The sequence below is a fragment of the Sporosarcina sp. ACRSL genome (assembly GCF_022346605.1).
GTDB lineage: Bacteria > Bacillota > Bacilli > Bacillales_A > Planococcaceae > Sporosarcina.
Map to the genome: position 1 here is coordinate 18,309 of NZ_JAKRNT010000015.1, position 19,644 is coordinate 37,952.

Sequence of the window (19,644 nt, forward strand, 5' to 3'; positions counted from 1 at the left end):
ACCGGCAGTCAAATTCATTCATTATTAGCTAACGACAGCTTTCTGATGTTCATTCCAAAAGTTCAGCAACTTTTGTTTTCCTGTTTTTACTTCAGGATGGAACTGGATATAAGCATCGTTCCGTGTTTCTTCGATCGCTTTAATGGAGTCATTGAGTTTGGCTTCTTGCTTGCCGCCGTCTATGCTGTTGACGATTGCGAGTCCAGCGGTGACACCTTGGCTGATCGCCACTTTGGCACCTTCGATTCCTGTAATGTTTCCTGCAACGTAGAGCCCTTCAAGCGGCGATTCCATCCGTTCGTTATGAAGTGGTACATAACCGCCCAATTCTTCGATATGGTAGAACGGGCATCCGGCAACTGCCGCTAGCTCCGCTAATGGGTACAACCCGCCCGCGATACAAACGAAGTCCGCTGCAATTTTCTCTTCAGTGCCAGGTATAACTTCTCCTGCAGGACTAATTGTCGCGATTGTAACGCCTTCGACTTGGCTTTCGCCGTAGATTTCGACGACCGCTTTACGGAGCATAATCGGAATATCCCACATTTTCACACCGTTTTTCGGAAAGAATGTGATTCCCATCCTTTTCATAAAATCGTTTTTCATCAGCTTGCTTCCCATTTTCACGAAGGCGGATGGCGCCATATGGGACACGTGCAAGAGTGAATTCATGACATCTAATGGATTCCCGGATTTTTCCGTAACAATATTCATTTTCGGTAACGTAATGGCTGCAATGTCGATGCCAGCCAGTTTCAATTCCATCGCGATAGCGGAAGATAACACGTTGACGCCAACGATGACGCCTCGTTCGCCCGGCTTCACACGGTGGACGTTCGTCATGACTTGAGCGGCTCCGACGGACATGACGCCTGGAAGTGTCCAGCCTGGAATCGGCAGTGGAGCTTCCGCAGCACCAGTTGCAAGCAATAAGTGGGATGTTGTATAGACTTCATCTTCCGTATAGACGTTCCATATATCATCCATTTTTTCAATGTTGGATACAGGAGTTTTCAATTTAATTTCCACACCTGCAGCCACCGCTTTATCGAAAAGGTTTTGTGATTCCTTGATCCCATTCCACCAATTGCCGTTCGTCTCTTCGTATAGCTGGCCTAATAATCTGCCACCCGGTTTCATGTATTCATCGATGACAAGGACGTTTAGTCCGTTTTCAGCAATGGTGATTGCTGCAGATAAGCCAGCAGGACCTGCTCCGATAATGATCACTTTACTCATTATTTGCCCTCCAGTCGCGCACCGATGTCAATAGTTTTTCACCGCTTGTGACGTCCATGCCTTCTTGGATCGGTGTCAAACAAGCGCGAACCCCTTGTTTTCCATCCACTGTGACACGGCATTCAAAACAATGCCCGATATTACAGTAGATTCCTCTAGGTGTACCGGTTTCTTCATGGTTGCGGAGTGTGCGTATTCCGTTTGCAAGTAATGCCGCGGCAATCGGCTCATCTCGCAACGCTTTATATTTCTTATTATCAAACGTGAAGGAAACTGTGTCTGTGTCATCTATTTGATCAAGAACAGGATGATGAATAATTCTTTTAGTCATTGTTTACCACCTCTCCTAGCTTGCTGAAGCTGATCGGACGGATTGGTGGCTGATATTTCAAAGTGATTTCTGAGACATTTCTTTCAGTTGATGAAAGAGCAATGCTATCCACTGCATTCCGGCATGTTCTACCGCCGCAATAGCCCATTCCAGCCCGAGTACGGAGTTTCAATTCCCTTGGTGAACAGCTATATCTTTCAGCTGTTTTCACCAATTCCTCGTATGTTACTTCTTCGCATCTACATATGACCATTTTATTTTCCGCCATGTATATCACCCCTGCGTAAACTTATACTTTGTACATGTATAAATTTATGCAAGAACCGTGCCAACAGCATTATTTAATCCCTAATCTATTCATTCGGTTATACAATGTGGCTCGTGTGATATTTAGATTTTTGGCGCATTCTAGTTTATTTCCATTGACCTTGCTCAACTCTCTTAAGATGATGTCCTTTTCGTATTGTTGCAACTGCTCACTCAATGATAGGTTCTCATCTACCGTCAATTGGGCGTGTTGCAGGTCTGGAGTCGGACTGGAAGGATTTGATATCCGCTCCATTTCAATTGGTAAGTCCTCGAGTTTTATATTGCCATTATCTGAAAAAACAACTAATCGTTCAACAACATTCCTTAATTCGCGGATATTGCCGGGCCATGAGTGCCGCAGCAAGGATTGCATGACAGCTTGTGAAATACCATGGATTGGGCGGTTGTATTTCACCGAGATTTCGTAAAGGAAGTAATGCGTCAATTCGATAATGTCCTCGGGACGTTCGCGGAGTGGCGGCACTTTGAAGTTGACGACATTCAAGCGGTAGTAAAGATCCTCTCGGAATTTCCCCTCTTTCACAAGCTCTTTCAAGTCACGGTTCGTCGCTGCCACAACGCGGAAATCTGCTTCGATTTCTTTCGTTCCACCGACGGGGTAGAATTTCTTTTCCTGTAATAAACGCAAGATTTTCACCTGCATCTCGAGTGGCATTTCGCCGATTTCGTCAAGGAATAGCGTACCTCCTCTTGCCAATTCGACTTTCCCTTTCTTCCCTTTTTGATCGGCTCCTGAAAATGCGCCTTTTTCGTAACCGAAAATCTCACTTTCGAATAAACCACTCGGAATTGCTCCACAGTTAATCGCAACAAATGGGGCATTTGGCTTTTCACGCAAATGATGAATTGCTTTTGCGAAAAGCTCTTTCCCTACACCGCTTTCCCCGTAAATTAAAACGCTAACATTAGTTGTTGCTGCTTTCTCTGCGATGGACATCGTCTCCTTCAGTGCAGGGCTGTTGCCTTTGATATAGCTGAACGGGTTGACAGTCGGCAATGATTTACGGACTTCCTCCTCTAACGAGAACAATTTTTCTGAAGTCATAAACAGTTCATTATTCAACCGGATTTGGCTTGTAATATCCGTTTCAGAGACGACGGCGCCGATGATCTCATCATTGTAGTAGACGGGGTTTGAATTGATCATGACGGCAAGGTCATTCCGTGCATGGTGCTGCCTATGATAGACGGACGAGCCACTTTTTAATGTATTTAGAATCTCCAACTGGTCGGAATTGAAAAAATCGGTGATAGGCTTCCCGATGATATCTTTCGCTTTGATGGAGAATATCTTTTCAGCTCCTTTTGTCCAATACACCACGTTTGTATCGCGGTCAATGACAGTGCAAGATTCATCAATTGTTTGAAGGATCGTATCCAGATAGGCTTGCATCTGTTGATATTCATTCAAAAGCTTCTTGGAAAGGATTTCTGTATTGACGAAACCTGCATAGATACCTTTGTCATCTGTCAGTAACACATGATTATCGTGCGTGAGTGTCGAAACGATGTGTTCAATTGGACTGGTGATGGGATAAACAGGACAAGGATCATAGAATAGCTCACTTGTCGTTTCGGATAACTGCACATATTGGACTGTGTGATTGTCTTGGAGAAATATTTTTGTTGGTGTTTCCTGCATGATTTTTTCTTTTAATGAAGCCTGATCAATTTGTGCATCCATGATGTAGAAATCCGTGTCCATTACTTTTTCGAGTAGATGTTGTGTACTGTTCATTTATTTAGCCACCCCATTGTCTAAAAAATTGTGTTTGTCTAACTATTTTTACATTAATAGATTGAAAATTCAATAGAGGAATATAATTAATGGTTTGTAAGTTGTTGGCATGTTAATTGCATTAGATTTAAATGAACATACAAATGAGAGGAGGGTTTTTTTGAATAGCATTCAACATCGGGATGTTGTTGTTATCGGTGGAGGCATTATCGGTGCAGCAATAGCCTATTACGGATCGAAAGCCAGTTTAGATATAACCGTTCTTGAAAAGAACGAATTAGCGAGCGGCACATCCTCAAGATGCGACGGAAATATCCTCGCCATTGATAAAGATCCCGGCTTTGATAGTCAGATGTCATTAAAAAGCCAGCAACTGGTCCATGAGTTAAGCAAGGATTTGGAAGTTTCCTTTGAGTACCGCAACCCTGGCAGTATCCTTGTTTGCGAAAATGATGCTGAAATGGAAGCGGCACATCAATGGGTGAGCCGTCAGCAAGCAGTCGGTCTTGATTTCAAGATGCTGGATCGCGCCGATCTTCGTAATGAGTCAAAGTACTTTGCAGATGATTTATACGGAGGCCTGGAGTGTAAAACGGATTCGACAGTCAATCCATACATGTTGACATATTCCTTATTTCACAGTGCTGAAAAACAGGGAGCTAAAATTCATACTCATACAGAAGTGAAAAATACGACAAGAGATGCTTCAGGCAAATTCATCATTGAAACGAACAACGGAACCTATTCCGCTAACAAAGTAGTCAATGCCGGCGGCGTATGGGCCCCGAGAATCGGCGAAATGTTAGGGCTCGACATTCCGATATTCCCGAGAAAAGGGCAATTGATCGTCGCTTCAAGACAACAACCTGTAGGACTTCGGAAGGTAATGGAGTTCGGTTACCTCATCTCCAAATTTGGCGGGCAGCGTACAGTGGATCCGATGACAGAAAAATATGGCGTTGCGCTCGTTTTTGAACCAACGGAGTCGCAGAACTTCCTTATTGGAAGTAGCCGTCAATTCGCGGGCTTCGATACAAAAGTTGATCATGAAGTCATCAAGTATATTGCGAGAAGGGCTGTCCGATTCTATCCGAAAATAGCAGATATGACAGTGATTCGTACGTATGCCGGATTACGTCCTTGGACGGAAGATCATCTACCGATCATTTCACGTGTCGACCATATTCCTGGTTACTATATCGCGGCAGGCCATGAAGGTGACGGTATCAGTTTGGCAGCGGTGACCGGAAAATTGGTGGAAGAGATGCTTGCGGATAAGGAAACATGTATCCCAATTGAACCATTACGATTAGAACGATTCAAACAGGCGGTGACAATTTAATGAAGTATCAACGAGTGTTTACAACAATCGATACACATACGGGCGGGAATCCGACAAGGACCCTCATCAGTGGCTTACCGCCATTGAAAGGGAATACGATGTCTGAAAAAATGTTGTATATGGAAGAGCATTATGATTGGATTCGGAAGTTCTTAATGAATGAACCAAGGGGCCACGGAGTCATGTCAGGCGCGTTAATGACAGATCCTTGCCATCCTGATGCCGATGTCGGTGTTATTTATATTGAAACAGGCGGCTACTTGCCAATGTGTGGCCACGATACGATCGGATTTTGTACCGCATTAATCGAGGCGGGATTAATTGAAGTAAAAGAACCTGTAACGAATATCAAAGTCGATACACCAGCTGGCCTTATTAATGTAGACGTCCAAGTCGTCGATGGAATAGCGAAAGAAGTGACGTTCGTCAACGTGCCATCCTTCTTGTTGAAATCAATTGAAATCGATGTTGAAGGTATTGGTCATGTAGAATGTGATATCGCTTACGGCGGTAACTTCTATGGGATTATCGACGCTCGCAAATTAGGCATTCCGCTAGTGGAAAACAACGCGACGAACATTATTAATATTGGGATTGACATCCGGAATGCGATCAACGCGACTGAAAAAATTGTCCATCCGGAATACCCATTCATCAATGGGTTAACGCATATCGAGTTTTACACTGATCCTACTCATCCGGATGCAGACTTGAAAAATACGGTCATCGTACCGCCGGGTGGAATTGACCGCTCACCATGTGGGACAGGTACTTCAGCTAAGCTTGCAACATTGTACAAGAGAAAAGAGCTTGGTCTCGATGAACTCTTCGTCTATGAAAGTATTGTAGGTACGCTGTTCAAAGCGCGTGTCCTAGAAGAAACAAAAGTAAAAGACTTGGATGCAGTCATTCCAGAAGTAACGGGTTCTGCATGGGTCATGGGGATGCATCGCTTCTTCTACAACGAAGAAGATCCATTGCGTGAAGGGTATCTGCTCATTCCACCAATGGACCACTAAACTGCTGTATTCGAAAGGAGGTAGTCTACATGAACTATGAAAAGATGTATTTTACGATCGACACACATGTCGTTGGAGAAGCGTTCCGTATCGTCATCCAGTCCCCAATCACTTTTATTGGGGCTAATGTCAACACCAATCATATGGAGTTAGCAAATAACTTCGAGACTGAGAAGAATCTGTTGTTGAATGAACCACGGGGACATCGAGGCATGAACGGTTGTATCGTCACGTCATCCCTTACGGCGGATTTTCAATTGATATTCTTTAATCATGAAGGAAGTAACAATTTCAAGTATGAAGGGTTGCTAGCGACTGTCACGGCACTCATTGAGACAGGGAACTTGAAGAGAACTGCAGATGATTCTTATAAAGTGGAAACGGTACACGGCATCTACACAGTGCAAGCCAAGGTTGACAATCAGGAAGTGACCGCCGTTGAATTGGTGAGCGGTGTCTTTACGGTGACCGAATCCGAAGTCGATGCAGCGGCGGTTTCCGTTGATAACACCCGGAACTACCTGATCTACAATTTGCCTGAGTCCATTGAGGGAATTGAACTGGAGCATTTAGCGGCGGTAAACAATTGGGGGATCGCTAAAACTAGGGAGCTTGCAAAAGCGAATATCGCCTTTGACGGTGTAATCCTCGTTGAACAACTAAAAGACTCGAATCATGTCCGCTCCGTCACATTTGAAAAAGATGGCTATATTCTTCGGTCTCCGGGCGTGGATAGCAGTTTTGCACTTATGACGCTTCTTAATACAAAGGAGTCTACAACTGTCCTTGAAAATGAAAGTATTTTTGGTAGTTCATTAACAGTACATTCACAATCGGGGGATGAAAACCGATTTTCTATTCAAGCAGTACCATTCGTAACCGGGTCCCATGAATTCATCTTTGATCCGGAAGATCCATTGGAAAACGGTTTCCTTTTGGCATAAGAATCGGCTTGTCCGTATGGAAAATATCATAAGTATACTTGGAGGAATTATAGATGGTTAAATTAGAAGGCGTATTTCCAGTACTAGTAACCCCGATGTTGAATCAACAGGAAATCGACTGGGACGGGTTCCGCAACAACATCGAACATTTTGTCACGGAAGGCGTTGCAGGCATCGCAATTAACGGTAGTACGGGCGAATTCGTAAGTTTGACAAAAGAAGAGCGATTTAAAGCGGTTGAAGTTGCAGTTGAACAAGTGAACGGACGTATTCCGTTGCTTGTTGGTACAGCAGCTGAAACGACTGCAGATGCAATCGAATATACACAACAAGCAGAGAAGGCAGGCGCAGACGCAGCGCTCTTGATCAATTCATACTATGCACATCCGAAAGAGGATGAAATCTATGCGCACTTCAAAGCGGTTGCAGAATCGGTCAAATTCCCGATCATGATCTACAACAATCCATTCACAACCGGCGTTGACATTAGCACGGAAACAATTTTACGCGTAGGACGCGATGTCGAGAACATTACGCACATCAAAGAATCAAGTGGTGGCATTGGTAAGGCGCGAGACATCGCACGTCAAGGCGAAGGCTTTATTGAAGTGTTTTGTGGTTCCGAGGATCTTGCGATTGAATCATTCTTAGTGGGCGCAACGGGCTGGATCTCCGTATCCGGTAATATCGTGCCGGGTCTAGTGACTGAGATGTACAACCATATACAAGCAGGCGAATTGGACGAAGCTTGGAAACTATACGACAAATTGCTCCCGCTTTGCGAATACCTTGAAGGATCGGGCAAATATGTTCAAATTACAAAACGTGCAATGGAATTGAAAGGATTGGCGGGTGGTCCTTGCCGTCTACCAAGACTCCCATTGAATGCAGAAGAGGATGCAAAATTGAAAGAATTGATGGCAGATTTAGGCGTGCTTAAAATCCAAGAAGTGGGGTGAATCTCATGCAAACGGTTAATTATGATCTAAAACCAAAAGTCAAAGCATTCCTTGAAGGTGTAAAAGGTCTTTACATCAACGGGGAATATGTTGAGGCGAAAAGTGGGATGACATTTGACGTACTCGATCCGGCGACCGAGGAAGTAATTGCAAAAGTGAGTGAGGCACAAGCGGAAGACGTTGAGATTGCCGTTGCGGCTGCTCGCAAGGCGTTCGATGAGGGGGAATGGACGAAGATGGACGCGGCGACACGTTCTCGCCTCATATATAAATTTGCTGACCTATTGGAAGCGAACCGTGAAGAGCTTGCACAACTCGAATCACTCGATAATGGAAAACCGTATGAAACTGCACTTGCAGATGATGTGGATGGAACAATTCAACATTTCCGTTATTACGCAGGCTGGGCAACAAAAATCACAGGTCAAACGGTGCAAGTTTCCCCGGATTACTTGAACTATATCGTCCATGAGCCGGTTGGCGTTGTTGGGCAAATTATTCCTTGGAACTTCCCGCTCGCGATGGCAGCATGGAAACTCGGTTCTGCTCTTGCGGTAGGCTGTACAGTCGTCATCAAGCCCGCAAGTGAAACACCACTTTCCCTTCTATATGCAGCTAAATTGTTCAAAGAAGCGGGATTCCCGGACGGCGTTGTCAATATAGTTCCAGGGGAGGGACGCGTTGCAGGAGAGGCCATCATCACGCATAAAGGCGTCGACAAAGTGGCATTCACAGGTTCAACAGCTGTTGGTAAAGAAGTGATGAAAAAAGCAGCGGAACAAATAAAAGGGATCACACTTGAGCTTGGCGGTAAATCACCGGCAATCGTACTCGAGGATGCGAACGTTAAAGAGGCGATCGAAGGTACATTCGCGGGTACAATGTATAACCACGGGCAAAATTGTAGTGCAACTACACGTGTTTTCGTTCAGCGCGGCCTTTACGATCAATTCGTAGAAGCATTTGCTGAAAAAGCGAAAGCATTGACAGTCGGACCTGGCTTGGATCCGTCAACAGATATGGGACCTCTCGTCTCTGCAAAACAACAGAAAACGGTCCTCGGATACATCGAACAGGGGATAGCGGAAGGTGCACGGCTTGTCGCAGGCGGCGAAAGGGCGCACGATAAAGGCTTCTACGTACAACCGACCGTCTTCGCGGATGTCGAGGATCATATGACGATTGCACGCGAGGAAATCTTCGGACCTGTCCTTTCCATCTTTGTCTTCGACACGGTCGAGGAAGTCATCAAGCGTGCAAACGACAGCGACTACGGACTGGCTGCAAGCGTATGGACAGAAAACATTAAGAAAGGCCACTACATCGCAAGTAAACTCCAAGCGGGAACTGTTTGGGTGAACGACTTCGGTCTTGAATGGGAGACAATGCCGTTCGGTGGCTACAAGCAATCCGGTATAGGCCGTGAAATGGGTGGAGAATATGGATTGGCGAACTACACAGAAGTGAAAAGTGTTTTTGTGAACATTAAGCAATAATTGATTCCGGTCCCCATCGGAAAGCGAATGAAATATAACTTCTGTAGATATTTCCCCAAATATCTACAGTGAATTCAACCCCCCTTATTAAAATAGAAAAAGAGACCGCTACACCAGTTGGACACCTACTGGTAGAGCGGTCTCTTTCAATTGTAAGCAGATTTGAGAAACGGCTAAACTCGAATTTCCTTCCGTTTACTAGATGGGGGAATCCGTAATTCTTCACGATATTTACTAATCGTCCGTCTTGAGATGGAAATCCCCTTTTTCGTATTAAAGTATTCAGCAATTTTTTGATCTGAATACGGTTTGAATTTATTCTCTGAGGCGATGAACTCCTTTAAAAGTACCTTTACTTTCGTCTGGGAAATGCTATCACCGCTTGATGTTTCCAGTTTGGAAGTGAAAAGAGTACGTAGCTCGTAAGTGCCGTGAGGTGTTTGGATCACTTTATTCGCAGTCGCTCGGCTCACAGTGGATTCATGCATTTCAATCTCATTAGCTACTTCTTTCAATGTCAGAGGCTTCAATGAGGATAAGCCATTTTCAAAGAATTTCTTCTGTCTTTCCAGCAGAACCGCTACAATTTTAATGATTGTATTGCGTCGTTGTTCGATACTCGTTAACAGCCATTGATAGTTCTTATATTGGTTCTGGATATATTTTGATACATCATCTTTTGCTTGGAGATAATGTGAATAATCCTTATTCAATTGGATCGTCGGCAAATAGCCGTCATTCAAGTGAAAAACAAACTCATTATCTTTCATTTCAACAATAATATCCGGTGTCATGAACTCCGTTGAGTGATCACCAGAGAATGAACAAGGCCGTGGATTAAGCGAGAGGATGAAGTCATGCAGCTCTTTCACTTCAGCCATCGTAATCTTCATCTTGGATGCAATGTCATTCCATTTCCGATCGGCGACCAGGTCCAGATGATATTGCACTAGTTCAGCAGCCATTACGTTTTCCGGGTATAGATGGGAAATTTGCAAAAGGAGACATTCCTTCAGGCTCCGTGCACCGATCCCGATCGGTCCCAACTGTTGTAGAAGATGAATACCTTTTTCAATCTGTTCGTCATTGAATTCCAAGGGGCTGCCTGCATCAGCATACAAGTCGGGTAAATAGCCTTTTTCATCAAGGTTATAGATAATGTAACGTATCAATTTTTGTGTAAACTCGTCCTTATACATGAACTTGGCATGTTCGTACAATTCATCCCGTCTGTTTCTATCGTTGCTCTGTATCGATTCTGTCGGCATCTCAGAGGTGCCGGAATATGAAGAGCGGTAGTTAACTCTTTCCTCGTATCCTTTACGATCCTCTTTTTCCTTCAGTTCAATGAGTGGGTTTTCCAATTCCTGTTGCCTAATATATTGTTCAAGCTCCTGGGTCGTATATTGTAACAATTCAATGGCTTGCCTTAGTTGTATAGTCATCAGTAGACTAATCTCTTGTCGCTGCTGGAGAACAAGCTCCATGAAAACTCCCCCTCCTTATAAACGCTAATGGTATGTAAGCGTTTGCAACTATGCAAACAATATTTTATCACAAAAAAAGGTAACGTCGTTCAGAAAATATGAATGTTCAGATAAGGGGGGTGTTGAATTCACTCACCCCCAGCACATTATAGTGACTTAAAAAGATTATAAGATCTGCAAATGTTTTGGGAAGGAAGTCAATACTTCCACTTTCCCTTCCTCATTGATGTACACGATATCTTCAATGCGTACACCGCCATCTCCCGGAATATAAATTCCAGGTTCAATTGTGAACACAAGCCCCGGTTCTGCAAGTTCCTCATTGCTTTGGTGGATGGAAGGCTCTTCATGCACTTCAATGCCTAGTCCGTGGCCCACGCGATTATTAAAATAATCTCCATACCCCTGTTCGTTAATGACATTTCTTGCGGCAATATCGAATGTTTTTAACGGTTCACCCGCTTGTACTGCGTTAATGCCCGCTTCATTGGATTGAAGGACGATATCGTAGATCTCCTTTTGCTTCTCGGACGCCTCGCCAATGATGAATGTTCTTGTAATGTCAGAACAGTAGCCTCCCTTAATGACACCGAAATCAATTAAGAGATAATCCCCTTTTTGAAGTTTGCGTTCACCCGGTGAGCCATGTGGCAACGCCGCTTTCTCACCCGTAAGGACGATTGTGGAGAAAGAAGGCCCATCCGCACCAAATTTCCGCATAAGGAATTCGAGTTCCGCCGTCAATTCCGCCTCCGTCATGCCGATTTCGATCATTTTGATGCCTTCTTCCAATACCTTCTCAATGATTTCGATTGCTTTCATTAACTGGGCAACTTCTTCCTTCGACTTTTTCTTGCGCTGTTGATTGATGAAAGGTTGTACATCGGCAACTTCGATATGAGGATACACTTCCAGCAAACTATTGTAACGGAAGTAACTGAATGCCTTTCCTTCAATGCCGATAACCTCGGGAATAGAGCCGATTGTGTTTTTCACCACTTTAAATGGACTTTGTTCATCCGATATCGGAATGATTTTTTTTATATCGGAAGCCTGAGTCGCCTCCTCTTTGTCTAATGCAGGAACGAATAGGTACAACTCGTCATTTTTAATATCCATTAGTAAGGACATGAACCGTTCATGGGGATCTGAGTTGAAACCGGTGTAATAAAAAACATTTGCCGGGTCTGTAATCATCGCCACATCGACCCGTTGATCAATCAAAAAATCTTTCAATTGCCTTCGTCTAATACTGCAAATATTGCTCAAGATGGAATCCTCCTAGATTTCTTATTACTTTTACTTATGCAAGAAGTGTGCCAATTTTTAAAGAATGAGAGAATAGGCCGGCAGTTTGGTGAATGAAAATTTTTCAGAAGCGGTCTGGCATCATACTTGCATTATCCATTTGTGACGGTTAGTCCACGCTGTTTTTTTAAAAAATGGTAAAGAGGGGGAGGAAGTTGAATGAATAGACTAGAAAAGCTTCGAAAACTAATGGATGAATTACAAATTGATGGGATGATGATCAACGGGGATTGGAACCGTCGGTACATATCCGGTTTTACGGGGAGTAATGGCGTTGTCCTCATTACGGATAGTGATGCTAGATTAATCACCGATTACCGTTATTTCGAACAGGCGTCAATACAGACTAATATGGCGGTCGTATTACATGCGGAACATACTGGCCATAAACATAAGATTTATGATGAAGTGGCAAAACAGGTGAAGGATATGGGAATCAAACGTCTTGGGTTCGAGCAGCAGCATCTCCATTTCGGGAATCATTCCAAATTGGAGGGCCTCGTGGATGCTGAGTTAATCCCTACGTATGATATGGTGGAAAACTTACGGATGATCAAGTCGCCTGAGGAAATCGAAAACATCCGGATTTCGTCCGAAATTACGGACAATGCGTTCCTACATGTATTGGATATCATCCGACCGGGATTGACGGAGTTGGAGGTCGCTAGGGAATTGGAAACCTTTATTAAAAAGAACGGTGGAAATACTTCGACATTCAGCCCAATCGTAGCGTCCGGAAGTAGAGCCTCTCTCCCGCATGGTCGTGCGACCGATAAAGTTCTAGAAAAGGGAGATATGATCACCATCGACTTTGGGACAAACTATAACGGCTATTGGTCGGACATTTCCCGTGTCGTGTCATTAGGGGAGCCGAACGAACAGCTGAAAGAAGTGCACCAAGCAGTCCTTCGCTCTTTCAAAAATTGCACAAACCACTTGAAGCCTGGATTGACGGACCAAGAAGTCGACAACTATATGAGAGACATCCTTATTGAAACGGGCTTTAATGAACTCTCCGGAACGGGCACAGGCCATGGCATCGGATTGGAAGTTCATGAAAAACCACTCTTTTCCATAGACTCCGAAAAAATTCTATTGCCTAATATGGTCATTACGATCGAACCTGGCGTCTATCTAAAGGGTGTCGGTGGAGCACGTGTCGAGGATATGCTTCTCATTACAGAAGAAGGCTATGAAGTCTTATCGCCATCAACAAAAGAATTGGTAGTTTTATAAAAGATAAAAATTGGCTGAGATTCTGTAGTACTACATGGATTTCGGCTTTTTATTGTTCACTAGAGTATGTCAAATACAACTGAGAAGGAGGTTCAAAATAATTAGACATTTTTTAGTTACTTAGTAGAAACAGACGAAACTAATTATTCGCAATGAGTTGAGTAGGAATTTAATTGTATAAAAAGCTTTACAGTAAAAATCTTTTTAAAAATATTTTTACATAAGAAATGCTTACAACAATGAATGATTAATATACCTTAACAAAAAGGTAGCAAAAGAATTTCGTCAAGTTCTTATTAAGTGATTCCTTGTTTATAAAAATTATCTTCCGGCTGTCCGAATAGTTAGAGTTGGCACACTTATTGCATTATAAATTGCTAAATCGGTAAAAACAATAAATTGCTGATAATTGACCGGTTTAAAAAAGATAAATGATTAGAGGTGGGGCACTATGTCGAATTTATTGGAAATAAAAAACTTACGTACACACTTTGTCAAAAATAAACGGGTTATACGAGCGGTGGACGGCATAGATTTTCAGATTCGAAAAGGAGAAACAATCGCTTTAGTAGGGGAGTCAGGTTGCGGTAAAAGCATGACCTCCCTGTCAATTATGGGGCTTGTTCCTTCTCCGGGCGGAAAAATAGTTGACGGGGAAATCATTCTAGATGGCGTTAACCTGTTGGATTTAACTGAAAAGGAAATGTATAGAGTCCGGGGAAAAGACATTGCGATGATTTTCCAAGAACCGATGACTTCCTTGAATCCTGTACTTACGATCGGAGATCAATTGACGAGCGTCATTATCCACCATTTGAAACTGAGTAAAAAAGAGGCGAGTGAGAGAGCGATTGAAATGTTAGAACTCGTTGGTTTCTCCGATCCGGCCAAAGTGATGAAGAATTATCCACATCGATTATCCGGAGGTATGAGGCAACGGGTGATGATTGCGATGGCGATGTCCTGTAATCCGAAATTGTTAATTGCTGATGAACCGACAACAGCATTGGACGTTACGATTCAAGCCCAAGTGCTGGAATTGATGAAGGAATTAAGTGAGCGATTCTCTACTTCGATTCTATTGATCACCCATGACCTAGGTGTAGTTTCCGAGCTTGCAGAAAGAGTCGTCGTTATGTATGCAGGCCAGATTGTTGAAATCGCTAACATTGGAGATCTATTTGATGAGCCGCTTCATCCTTATACCGAAGGACTCATTAACTCAGTACCTTCGATTGATGGTGAGATCAAAAGACTTCAGTCCATTGAGGGAAATGTTCCTGCGCCAGGTTCAATTATAAAAGGTTGTAAATTTGCGGCAAGATGCAGCCGAGCATTTGACCGATGCACGAAAGAGGAGCCGGATCTTTGGCTGATGGAGGATGGTTCACGAGCTGTTCGATGTTTTTTGTACGATGACGAGGAGGCAAATTAATGAATTCTACACTGTTACTCCAACCGGTAGAGCAAACCGAAATTACAAAGAAAATTGATCACGACCCCATTTTAAAAGTGGAGAATCTGAAGGTGCACTTCCCGGTGAAAACGGGAATTATGCAACGCACGACAGGATATGTAAAGGCTGTTGACGATATAAGTTTTTATGTGAAAAAAGGGGAAACATTGGGCATTGTCGGGGAATCGGGATGCGGTAAATCAACGATGGGCAGGTCGCTGATCCGACTTAATGAACCGACCGAGGGCAGCATTATTTTTAATGGGAACGATATTACATCGATGACCGAAAAAGAACTAAGGCCGTTGATTCGGAAGAAAATTCAAATGGTCTTCCAAGATCCCTATGCTTCTTTGAACCCAAGAAAGTCACTTGGAAACACGTTGATTGAACCTTTAAAAGCTCATGGTCTGTACAGCAATCATAAAGAACGGAATGAAAAAATAAAAGAATTGCTCAACGTAGTAGGATTACATCCATCTTCTATGAACCACTATCCGCATGAGTTCTCAGGAGGCCAACGCCAGCGGATAGGGATTGCACGTGCGCTTGTCCTAAATCCTGATTTGATCATTGCCGATGAAGCGGTTTCTGCTTTGGATGTATCGATTCAGGCTCAAATTATTAACTTATTGGAGGATCTGCAGGAACAATTTGACTTGACGTATATCTTTATTTCACATGATTTAAGTGTCGTGCGGCATATCGCTGACCGAGTGGGAGTTATGTATTTAGGGAAAATTGCAGAACTGGCGCCTAAAGACGAGCTGTACGTCGAACCGCTCCATCCATATACACAGGCACTTCTTTCTGCGGTACCTGCTATCCGGTCAAAGGGTACAGAGACGCGGGAAAGAATTGTTTTAAAGGGGGATATACCGAGTCCGATTAATCAGCCAACAGGATGTGTTTTCCATACGAGATGTCCAGTCAGGATGGAGCATTGCCAAGTGGCTAAACCGACCCTCAAGGAAGTTAAACCCGGACATTTTGTAGCCTGTCACTTGTATGAGTAAAAGGGTTTCTTGAAAGGGGTGATGTTTCGACTTGTTGTATTTGTCATTACCAAATTTAGGGGGAGAAAAAGATGATGAAAAAACGTTTATTAATGGCAGTTGTATTGATCATGATGCTAATTGTTGCAGCCTGTTCTGATGGAACGGCCACTGAAGTTGAAAACAGTCAAGGCAATAAAGAGGAAGCGAAGTCTGAAGCGAAGTCCGAAGCGAAGTCTGGGGGTAGGCTTTTATTAGGAACGACAGCTGCTCCTACGCTATTCAATCCTTATTATTCGACCGATACATCTAGTTCGACTATTGAAGGATTTATTTTCAGTGGACTGGTAACGGTGGACACAGATTTTAATCCAGAGGGGGATCTGGCTGAGAGTTGGGAATTCTCCGATGACGGATTAACGTGGACATTTAAATTAAGGGAAAATGTGAAATGGCATGATGGAGAAGATTTTACAGCAGATGATGTTGTCTTCTCTTATAACATTCCACTGAGCGAAGATTACATTGGGCCACGTGGTCTTCCTTTTGAAATTATCGAAGAAGTTAACAAAGTGGATGACTACACGGTAGAAATTGTACTATCAGAACCTTACGCACCTTTCATTACAATTACTGCACAATTTGAGATCCTGCCGGAACATATACTTGGAGACGTTCCGATAGCGGAACTTGGTAAAAACGCTGCTTTTAATACGAAAGCGCCTATCGGGACAGGACCATTCAAATTCAAAGAGTGGAAAGAAGGAGAATATATCCAATTGGATGCTTTCGATGAGTATTTTAAAGGAAAGCCAAAATTGGAATCTATCATATATAAGATTGTTCCGGATACGAATACATTGATGGCTCAGTTGCAAGTCGGAGATATTAATTTGGCAGGTATTTCGCCTCAATATATTGAAACAGCAAAGAAATTAGAAGAACAAGGCAAGGTAGTTGTGAGTTCAGGTAACTCTAATGCTTTTGAATATATTGGCTATAACTTGAGAAATGAGCTATTTAAAGAAAAAGAAGTTCGTCAAGCTTTAACGCATGCAATTGATAAAGAGGCAATTGTACAAGCTATTTTGGATGGTGCGGGAACTGTCGCTCACGGACCGGGTAGCCCAGCGAACTGGGCGTTTAACCCTGACGTGCCAAAGTTTGAATACGATCCTGAATTAGCAAAGAAAAAACTTGAGGAAGCGGGTTGGACACCTGGTCCGGACGGTGTTTTAGAGAAGGACGGAAAGAAGTTTGAGTTCGTGTTGAAAACGACTTCAGCGAATGAAATACGACAACAGATAGCGGAAGTTGTCCAACAACAATGGAGTGAAATCGGCGTTAAGGTATCTATTGAATTGCTTGAATGGAGTGCTTATGTTGAACAGACGAGCCCCCCATTGTGGAATTTTGATGCAATCGTTGCGGGATGGTCGATCGGTAGTGATCCGGACCCGACATGGTTCTGGCATACATCAGAGATTGCAAATGGATTGAATTACAATGGATTCTCGAATGCACGAGTGGATGAGTTATTATCCAGCAACACAAAGATCTCTGATATTGAGGAGCGGAAGCGGATTATTGCAGAAGCAGATGCAATCGTTGCAGAAGAGCAAGTGAATACATTCCTGTATTACGTACATGGAAGTCTTGCAAAATCACCGAATCTTCATGGACCGGAATTTAATGCCGCTAACACGTATTACAAAATTCATGAATGGTACTTTGAATGATTGATTCGAAAAACGAACATCTCCCAAAATAAGGAGATGTTCGTCTTATTAGGAAAGTGTGCCATGTAATCAACTCCAACGTGTCACTCAGATAACTATAGTAGGAAGGAGTATAAGAGATATGGCTTCATATATAGTAAGACGGATATTATATGCAATACCCTTGCTGTTTTTGATTACCATCATATCATTTGGAATGATGAAAATGGCGCCTGGGGATCCGACTGCTCTGATGATGGATCCAATGATTAAAAAAGAGAACTTAGAAGCCTATAAAGAAGCATATGGCTTAAATGATAATGTCGTTGTACAGTATGTCCGATGGTTAGGGAATATGGTTCAAGGGAACTTTGGGGAATCACTTATACGCCAGGGAGTACCTGTCAGTGAATTGATTACGGCTAGGCTGCCCAACACATTGTTGTTAATGCTCGTCTCGTCGTTCATTGCTTTTCTTATCTCAATCCCATTAGGTGTGATCTCGGCGACAAAGAGAAATTCACTGACTGACTATTCCATTACATTTGTTTCTTTCCTTGGAATTGCGACACCGAATTTTTGGATAGGTCTTGTCTTAATTATGTTTTTTTCAGTAAATCTTGGTTGGTTTCCGACAGGCGGTGTTTCAACACTTGGGGAACCGTTCAGTATTTTGGACCGGATTCATCATTTGTTTTTGCCGGCACTTGTTCTTGCCACAGCTGATATGGCAGGGTTAACAAGGTATTCCCGCTCCAGTATGCTTGATGTACTTCGACAGGATTACATCCGTACCGCAAAAGCGAATGGATTTAAAAATAGCACGGTCATCTTTAAACACGGTTTGAGGAATGGTTTGATTCCCATCATCACCATTTTGGGGTTGATGTTGCCGTCATTTATCGGTGGCTCTGTCATTATTGAAAGTATATTTGCTTGGCCAGGTATTGGATTACTCTTTGTAGAGGCTGCCTTCCAACGTGATTATCCTGTCATCATGGCAGTAGTTGTTATCGCAGCTACATTAGTTGTCGTCGGAAATTTGCTTGCCGACATCCTCTATGCAATTTTTGACCCGAGAATTGAATATTAAGGGAGAGAAAGAAATGACACTTCCAAATCAAGTAGAGCTTACAAACCGGGCTAACCCAATAGAAGATCATCAATTACAGCCGCACGATTCTATTTGGAGAGTAATGTTGCGAAAATATATGAGCAATAAATTGGCGGTCATTGGCGCGATTTTATTATTCATTATAATTGGGTCAGCACTTTTTGCTCCTTGGTTAGCTCCACAAGATCCAAGTAAACAGGTATTGCTAGATAAATTAAGTCCCCCTGGTGATAAATACATTTTAGGGGCTGATAATTTAGGGCGTGACACATTAAGTCGCTTATTGTACGGTGCGCGTGTATCTTTGTTAGTCGGATTTGCTTCGGTTGCAGGTTCAATATTCATAGGTACAGTGGTCGGTGCGGTGGCGGGTTATTACGGTGGGAAGTTAGATGCAGTATTGATGCGATTTGTTGATGCTGTGATTTCATTCCCGTCATTGTTTTTATTAATTACACTGGTCACTATTTTTGAACCGAGTTTGTTTACGTTAATTGCTGTATTCGCGATTTTCGGCTGGACAGGAACAGCCCGTTTGGTTCGAGGGGAATTCTTGTCTCTTCGTTCCGCAGAGTTCGTATTGGCCGCACGGACGTTGGGCATTCGGAATACTAGAATCATCTTTTCGCATATACTGCCGAATGCCATGGGGCCGATCATCGTTTCGGCGACTCTAGGTATTGGCGGGGTGATCCTGGCGGAAGCTGCACTAAGCTATCTTGGGCTTGGCATTCAACCGCCTATTCCGAGTTGGGGTAACATGCTGCAAAGTGCACAAAACCCCCAAGTTATGTTAGGAGCATGGTGGTATCCGCTTTTCCCAGGATTTATGATCCTGATAACTGTATTGGCATTTAACTTTGTTGGTGATGGATTACGCGATGCATTTGATCCGAAAATTAATGATTAATAAAAAGGAGGGTGCGATTAAC

The 19,644-nt window shown here is 43.2% G+C and carries 17 protein-coding genes; 11 read left to right on the top strand and 6 right to left on the bottom strand.

Annotated features, from left to right (window positions below; genetic code table 11):
* Positions 1–24 precede the first annotated feature (24 nt).
* The 4 genes from MHZ92_RS18805 to MHZ92_RS18820 form a co-directional block, all read right to left on the bottom strand.
* Positions 25–1,239 carry an NAD(P)/FAD-dependent oxidoreductase gene (locus MHZ92_RS18805; RefSeq protein ID WP_239433252.1) on the bottom strand — a complete coding sequence of 405 codons (1,215 nt, stop codon included), beginning with the start codon at positions 1,237–1,239 and terminating at the stop codon, positions 25–27.
* Positions 1,232–1,570, bottom strand: a complete 339-nt coding sequence (locus tag MHZ92_RS18810) for a (2Fe-2S)-binding protein (protein ID WP_239433253.1) — start codon at positions 1,568–1,570, stop codon at positions 1,232–1,234. Before MHZ92_RS18810 ends, MHZ92_RS18805 begins: the two co-directional genes overlap by 8 nt.
* On the bottom strand, positions 1,563–1,838 hold the full coding sequence (locus MHZ92_RS18815) for a (2Fe-2S)-binding protein (protein WP_239433254.1): 276 nt from the start codon (positions 1,836–1,838) through the stop codon (positions 1,563–1,565). The genes MHZ92_RS18810 and MHZ92_RS18815 overlap by 8 nt, the downstream gene beginning before the upstream one ends.
* Before the next feature lie 69 nt (positions 1,839–1,907).
* A complete protein-coding gene (locus tag MHZ92_RS18820; protein WP_239433255.1) occupies positions 1,908–3,638 on the bottom strand; it encodes a sigma-54 interaction domain-containing protein in 1,731 nt (576 codons plus the stop codon).
* A 169-nt stretch (positions 3,639–3,807) separates the two neighbouring features.
* Here MHZ92_RS18820 and MHZ92_RS18825 point away from each other — a divergent pair, with 169 nt between their 5' ends.
* The 5 genes from MHZ92_RS18825 to MHZ92_RS18845 are packed head-to-tail and all read left to right on the top strand — an operon-like array spanning position 3,808 to position 9,398.
* Positions 3,808–4,980 (top strand): NAD(P)/FAD-dependent oxidoreductase, encoded by a 1,173-nt coding sequence (locus MHZ92_RS18825; protein WP_239433300.1) that lies wholly within the window; start codon positions 3,808–3,810, stop codon positions 4,978–4,980.
* Positions 4,980–5,999, top strand: coding sequence for a proline racemase family protein (locus MHZ92_RS18830; RefSeq protein ID WP_239433256.1), 1,020 nt, complete (start codon positions 4,980–4,982; stop codon positions 5,997–5,999). Before MHZ92_RS18825 ends, MHZ92_RS18830 begins: the two co-directional genes overlap by 1 nt.
* Before the next feature lie 29 nt (positions 6,000–6,028).
* A complete protein-coding gene (locus MHZ92_RS18835; RefSeq protein WP_239433257.1) occupies positions 6,029–6,943 on the top strand; it encodes a proline racemase family protein in 915 nt (304 codons plus the stop codon).
* Between the two features lie 53 nt (positions 6,944–6,996).
* Positions 6,997–7,902, top strand: a complete 906-nt coding sequence (gene dapA / locus MHZ92_RS18840) for a 4-hydroxy-tetrahydrodipicolinate synthase (protein WP_239433258.1) — start codon at positions 6,997–6,999, stop codon at positions 7,900–7,902.
* A 5-nt stretch (positions 7,903–7,907) separates the two neighbouring features.
* Positions 7,908–9,398, top strand: coding sequence for an aldehyde dehydrogenase family protein (locus tag MHZ92_RS18845; RefSeq protein ID WP_239433259.1), 1,491 nt, complete (start codon positions 7,908–7,910; stop codon positions 9,396–9,398).
* 173 nt (positions 9,399–9,571) lie between these two features.
* Here the strand turns inward: MHZ92_RS18845 and rpoN are convergent, their stop codons facing one another.
* Positions 9,572–10,885, bottom strand: coding sequence for an RNA polymerase factor sigma-54 (gene rpoN, locus MHZ92_RS18850; RefSeq protein WP_239433260.1), 1,314 nt, complete (start codon positions 10,883–10,885; stop codon positions 9,572–9,574).
* Positions 10,886–11,050: 165 nt separating this feature from the next.
* Positions 11,051–12,154, bottom strand: a complete 1,104-nt coding sequence (locus MHZ92_RS18855) for a M24 family metallopeptidase (RefSeq protein ID WP_255723657.1) — start codon at positions 12,152–12,154, stop codon at positions 11,051–11,053.
* Positions 12,155–12,352: 198 nt separating this feature from the next.
* Here MHZ92_RS18855 and MHZ92_RS18860 point away from each other — a divergent pair, with 198 nt between their 5' ends.
* From MHZ92_RS18860 to opp4C, 6 genes are all read left to right on the top strand, one after another.
* Positions 12,353–13,429 (top strand): M24 family metallopeptidase, encoded by a 1,077-nt coding sequence (locus MHZ92_RS18860; RefSeq protein WP_239433261.1) that lies wholly within the window; start codon positions 12,353–12,355, stop codon positions 13,427–13,429.
* A 451-nt stretch (positions 13,430–13,880) separates the two neighbouring features.
* Positions 13,881–14,864, top strand: a complete 984-nt coding sequence (locus MHZ92_RS18865; protein WP_239433262.1) for an ABC transporter ATP-binding protein — start codon at positions 13,881–13,883, stop codon at positions 14,862–14,864.
* Positions 14,864–15,901, top strand: coding sequence for an ABC transporter ATP-binding protein (locus MHZ92_RS18870; protein ID WP_239433263.1), 1,038 nt, complete (start codon positions 14,864–14,866; stop codon positions 15,899–15,901). The genes MHZ92_RS18865 and MHZ92_RS18870 overlap by 1 nt, the downstream gene beginning before the upstream one ends.
* A 71-nt stretch (positions 15,902–15,972) precedes the next feature.
* Entirely contained in the window at positions 15,973–17,619 is a 1,647-nt protein-coding gene (locus tag MHZ92_RS18875) for a peptide-binding protein (RefSeq protein ID WP_239433264.1), read from the top strand.
* A gap of 121 nt (positions 17,620–17,740) precedes the next feature.
* A complete protein-coding gene (locus MHZ92_RS18880; protein WP_239433265.1) occupies positions 17,741–18,691 on the top strand; it encodes an ABC transporter permease in 951 nt (316 codons plus the stop codon).
* A 13-nt stretch (positions 18,692–18,704) separates the two neighbouring features.
* Entirely contained in the window at positions 18,705–19,622 is a 918-nt protein-coding gene (opp4C, locus tag MHZ92_RS18885) for an oligopeptide ABC transporter permease (RefSeq protein ID WP_239433302.1), read from the top strand.
* Positions 19,623–19,644: the final 22 nt, after the last annotated feature.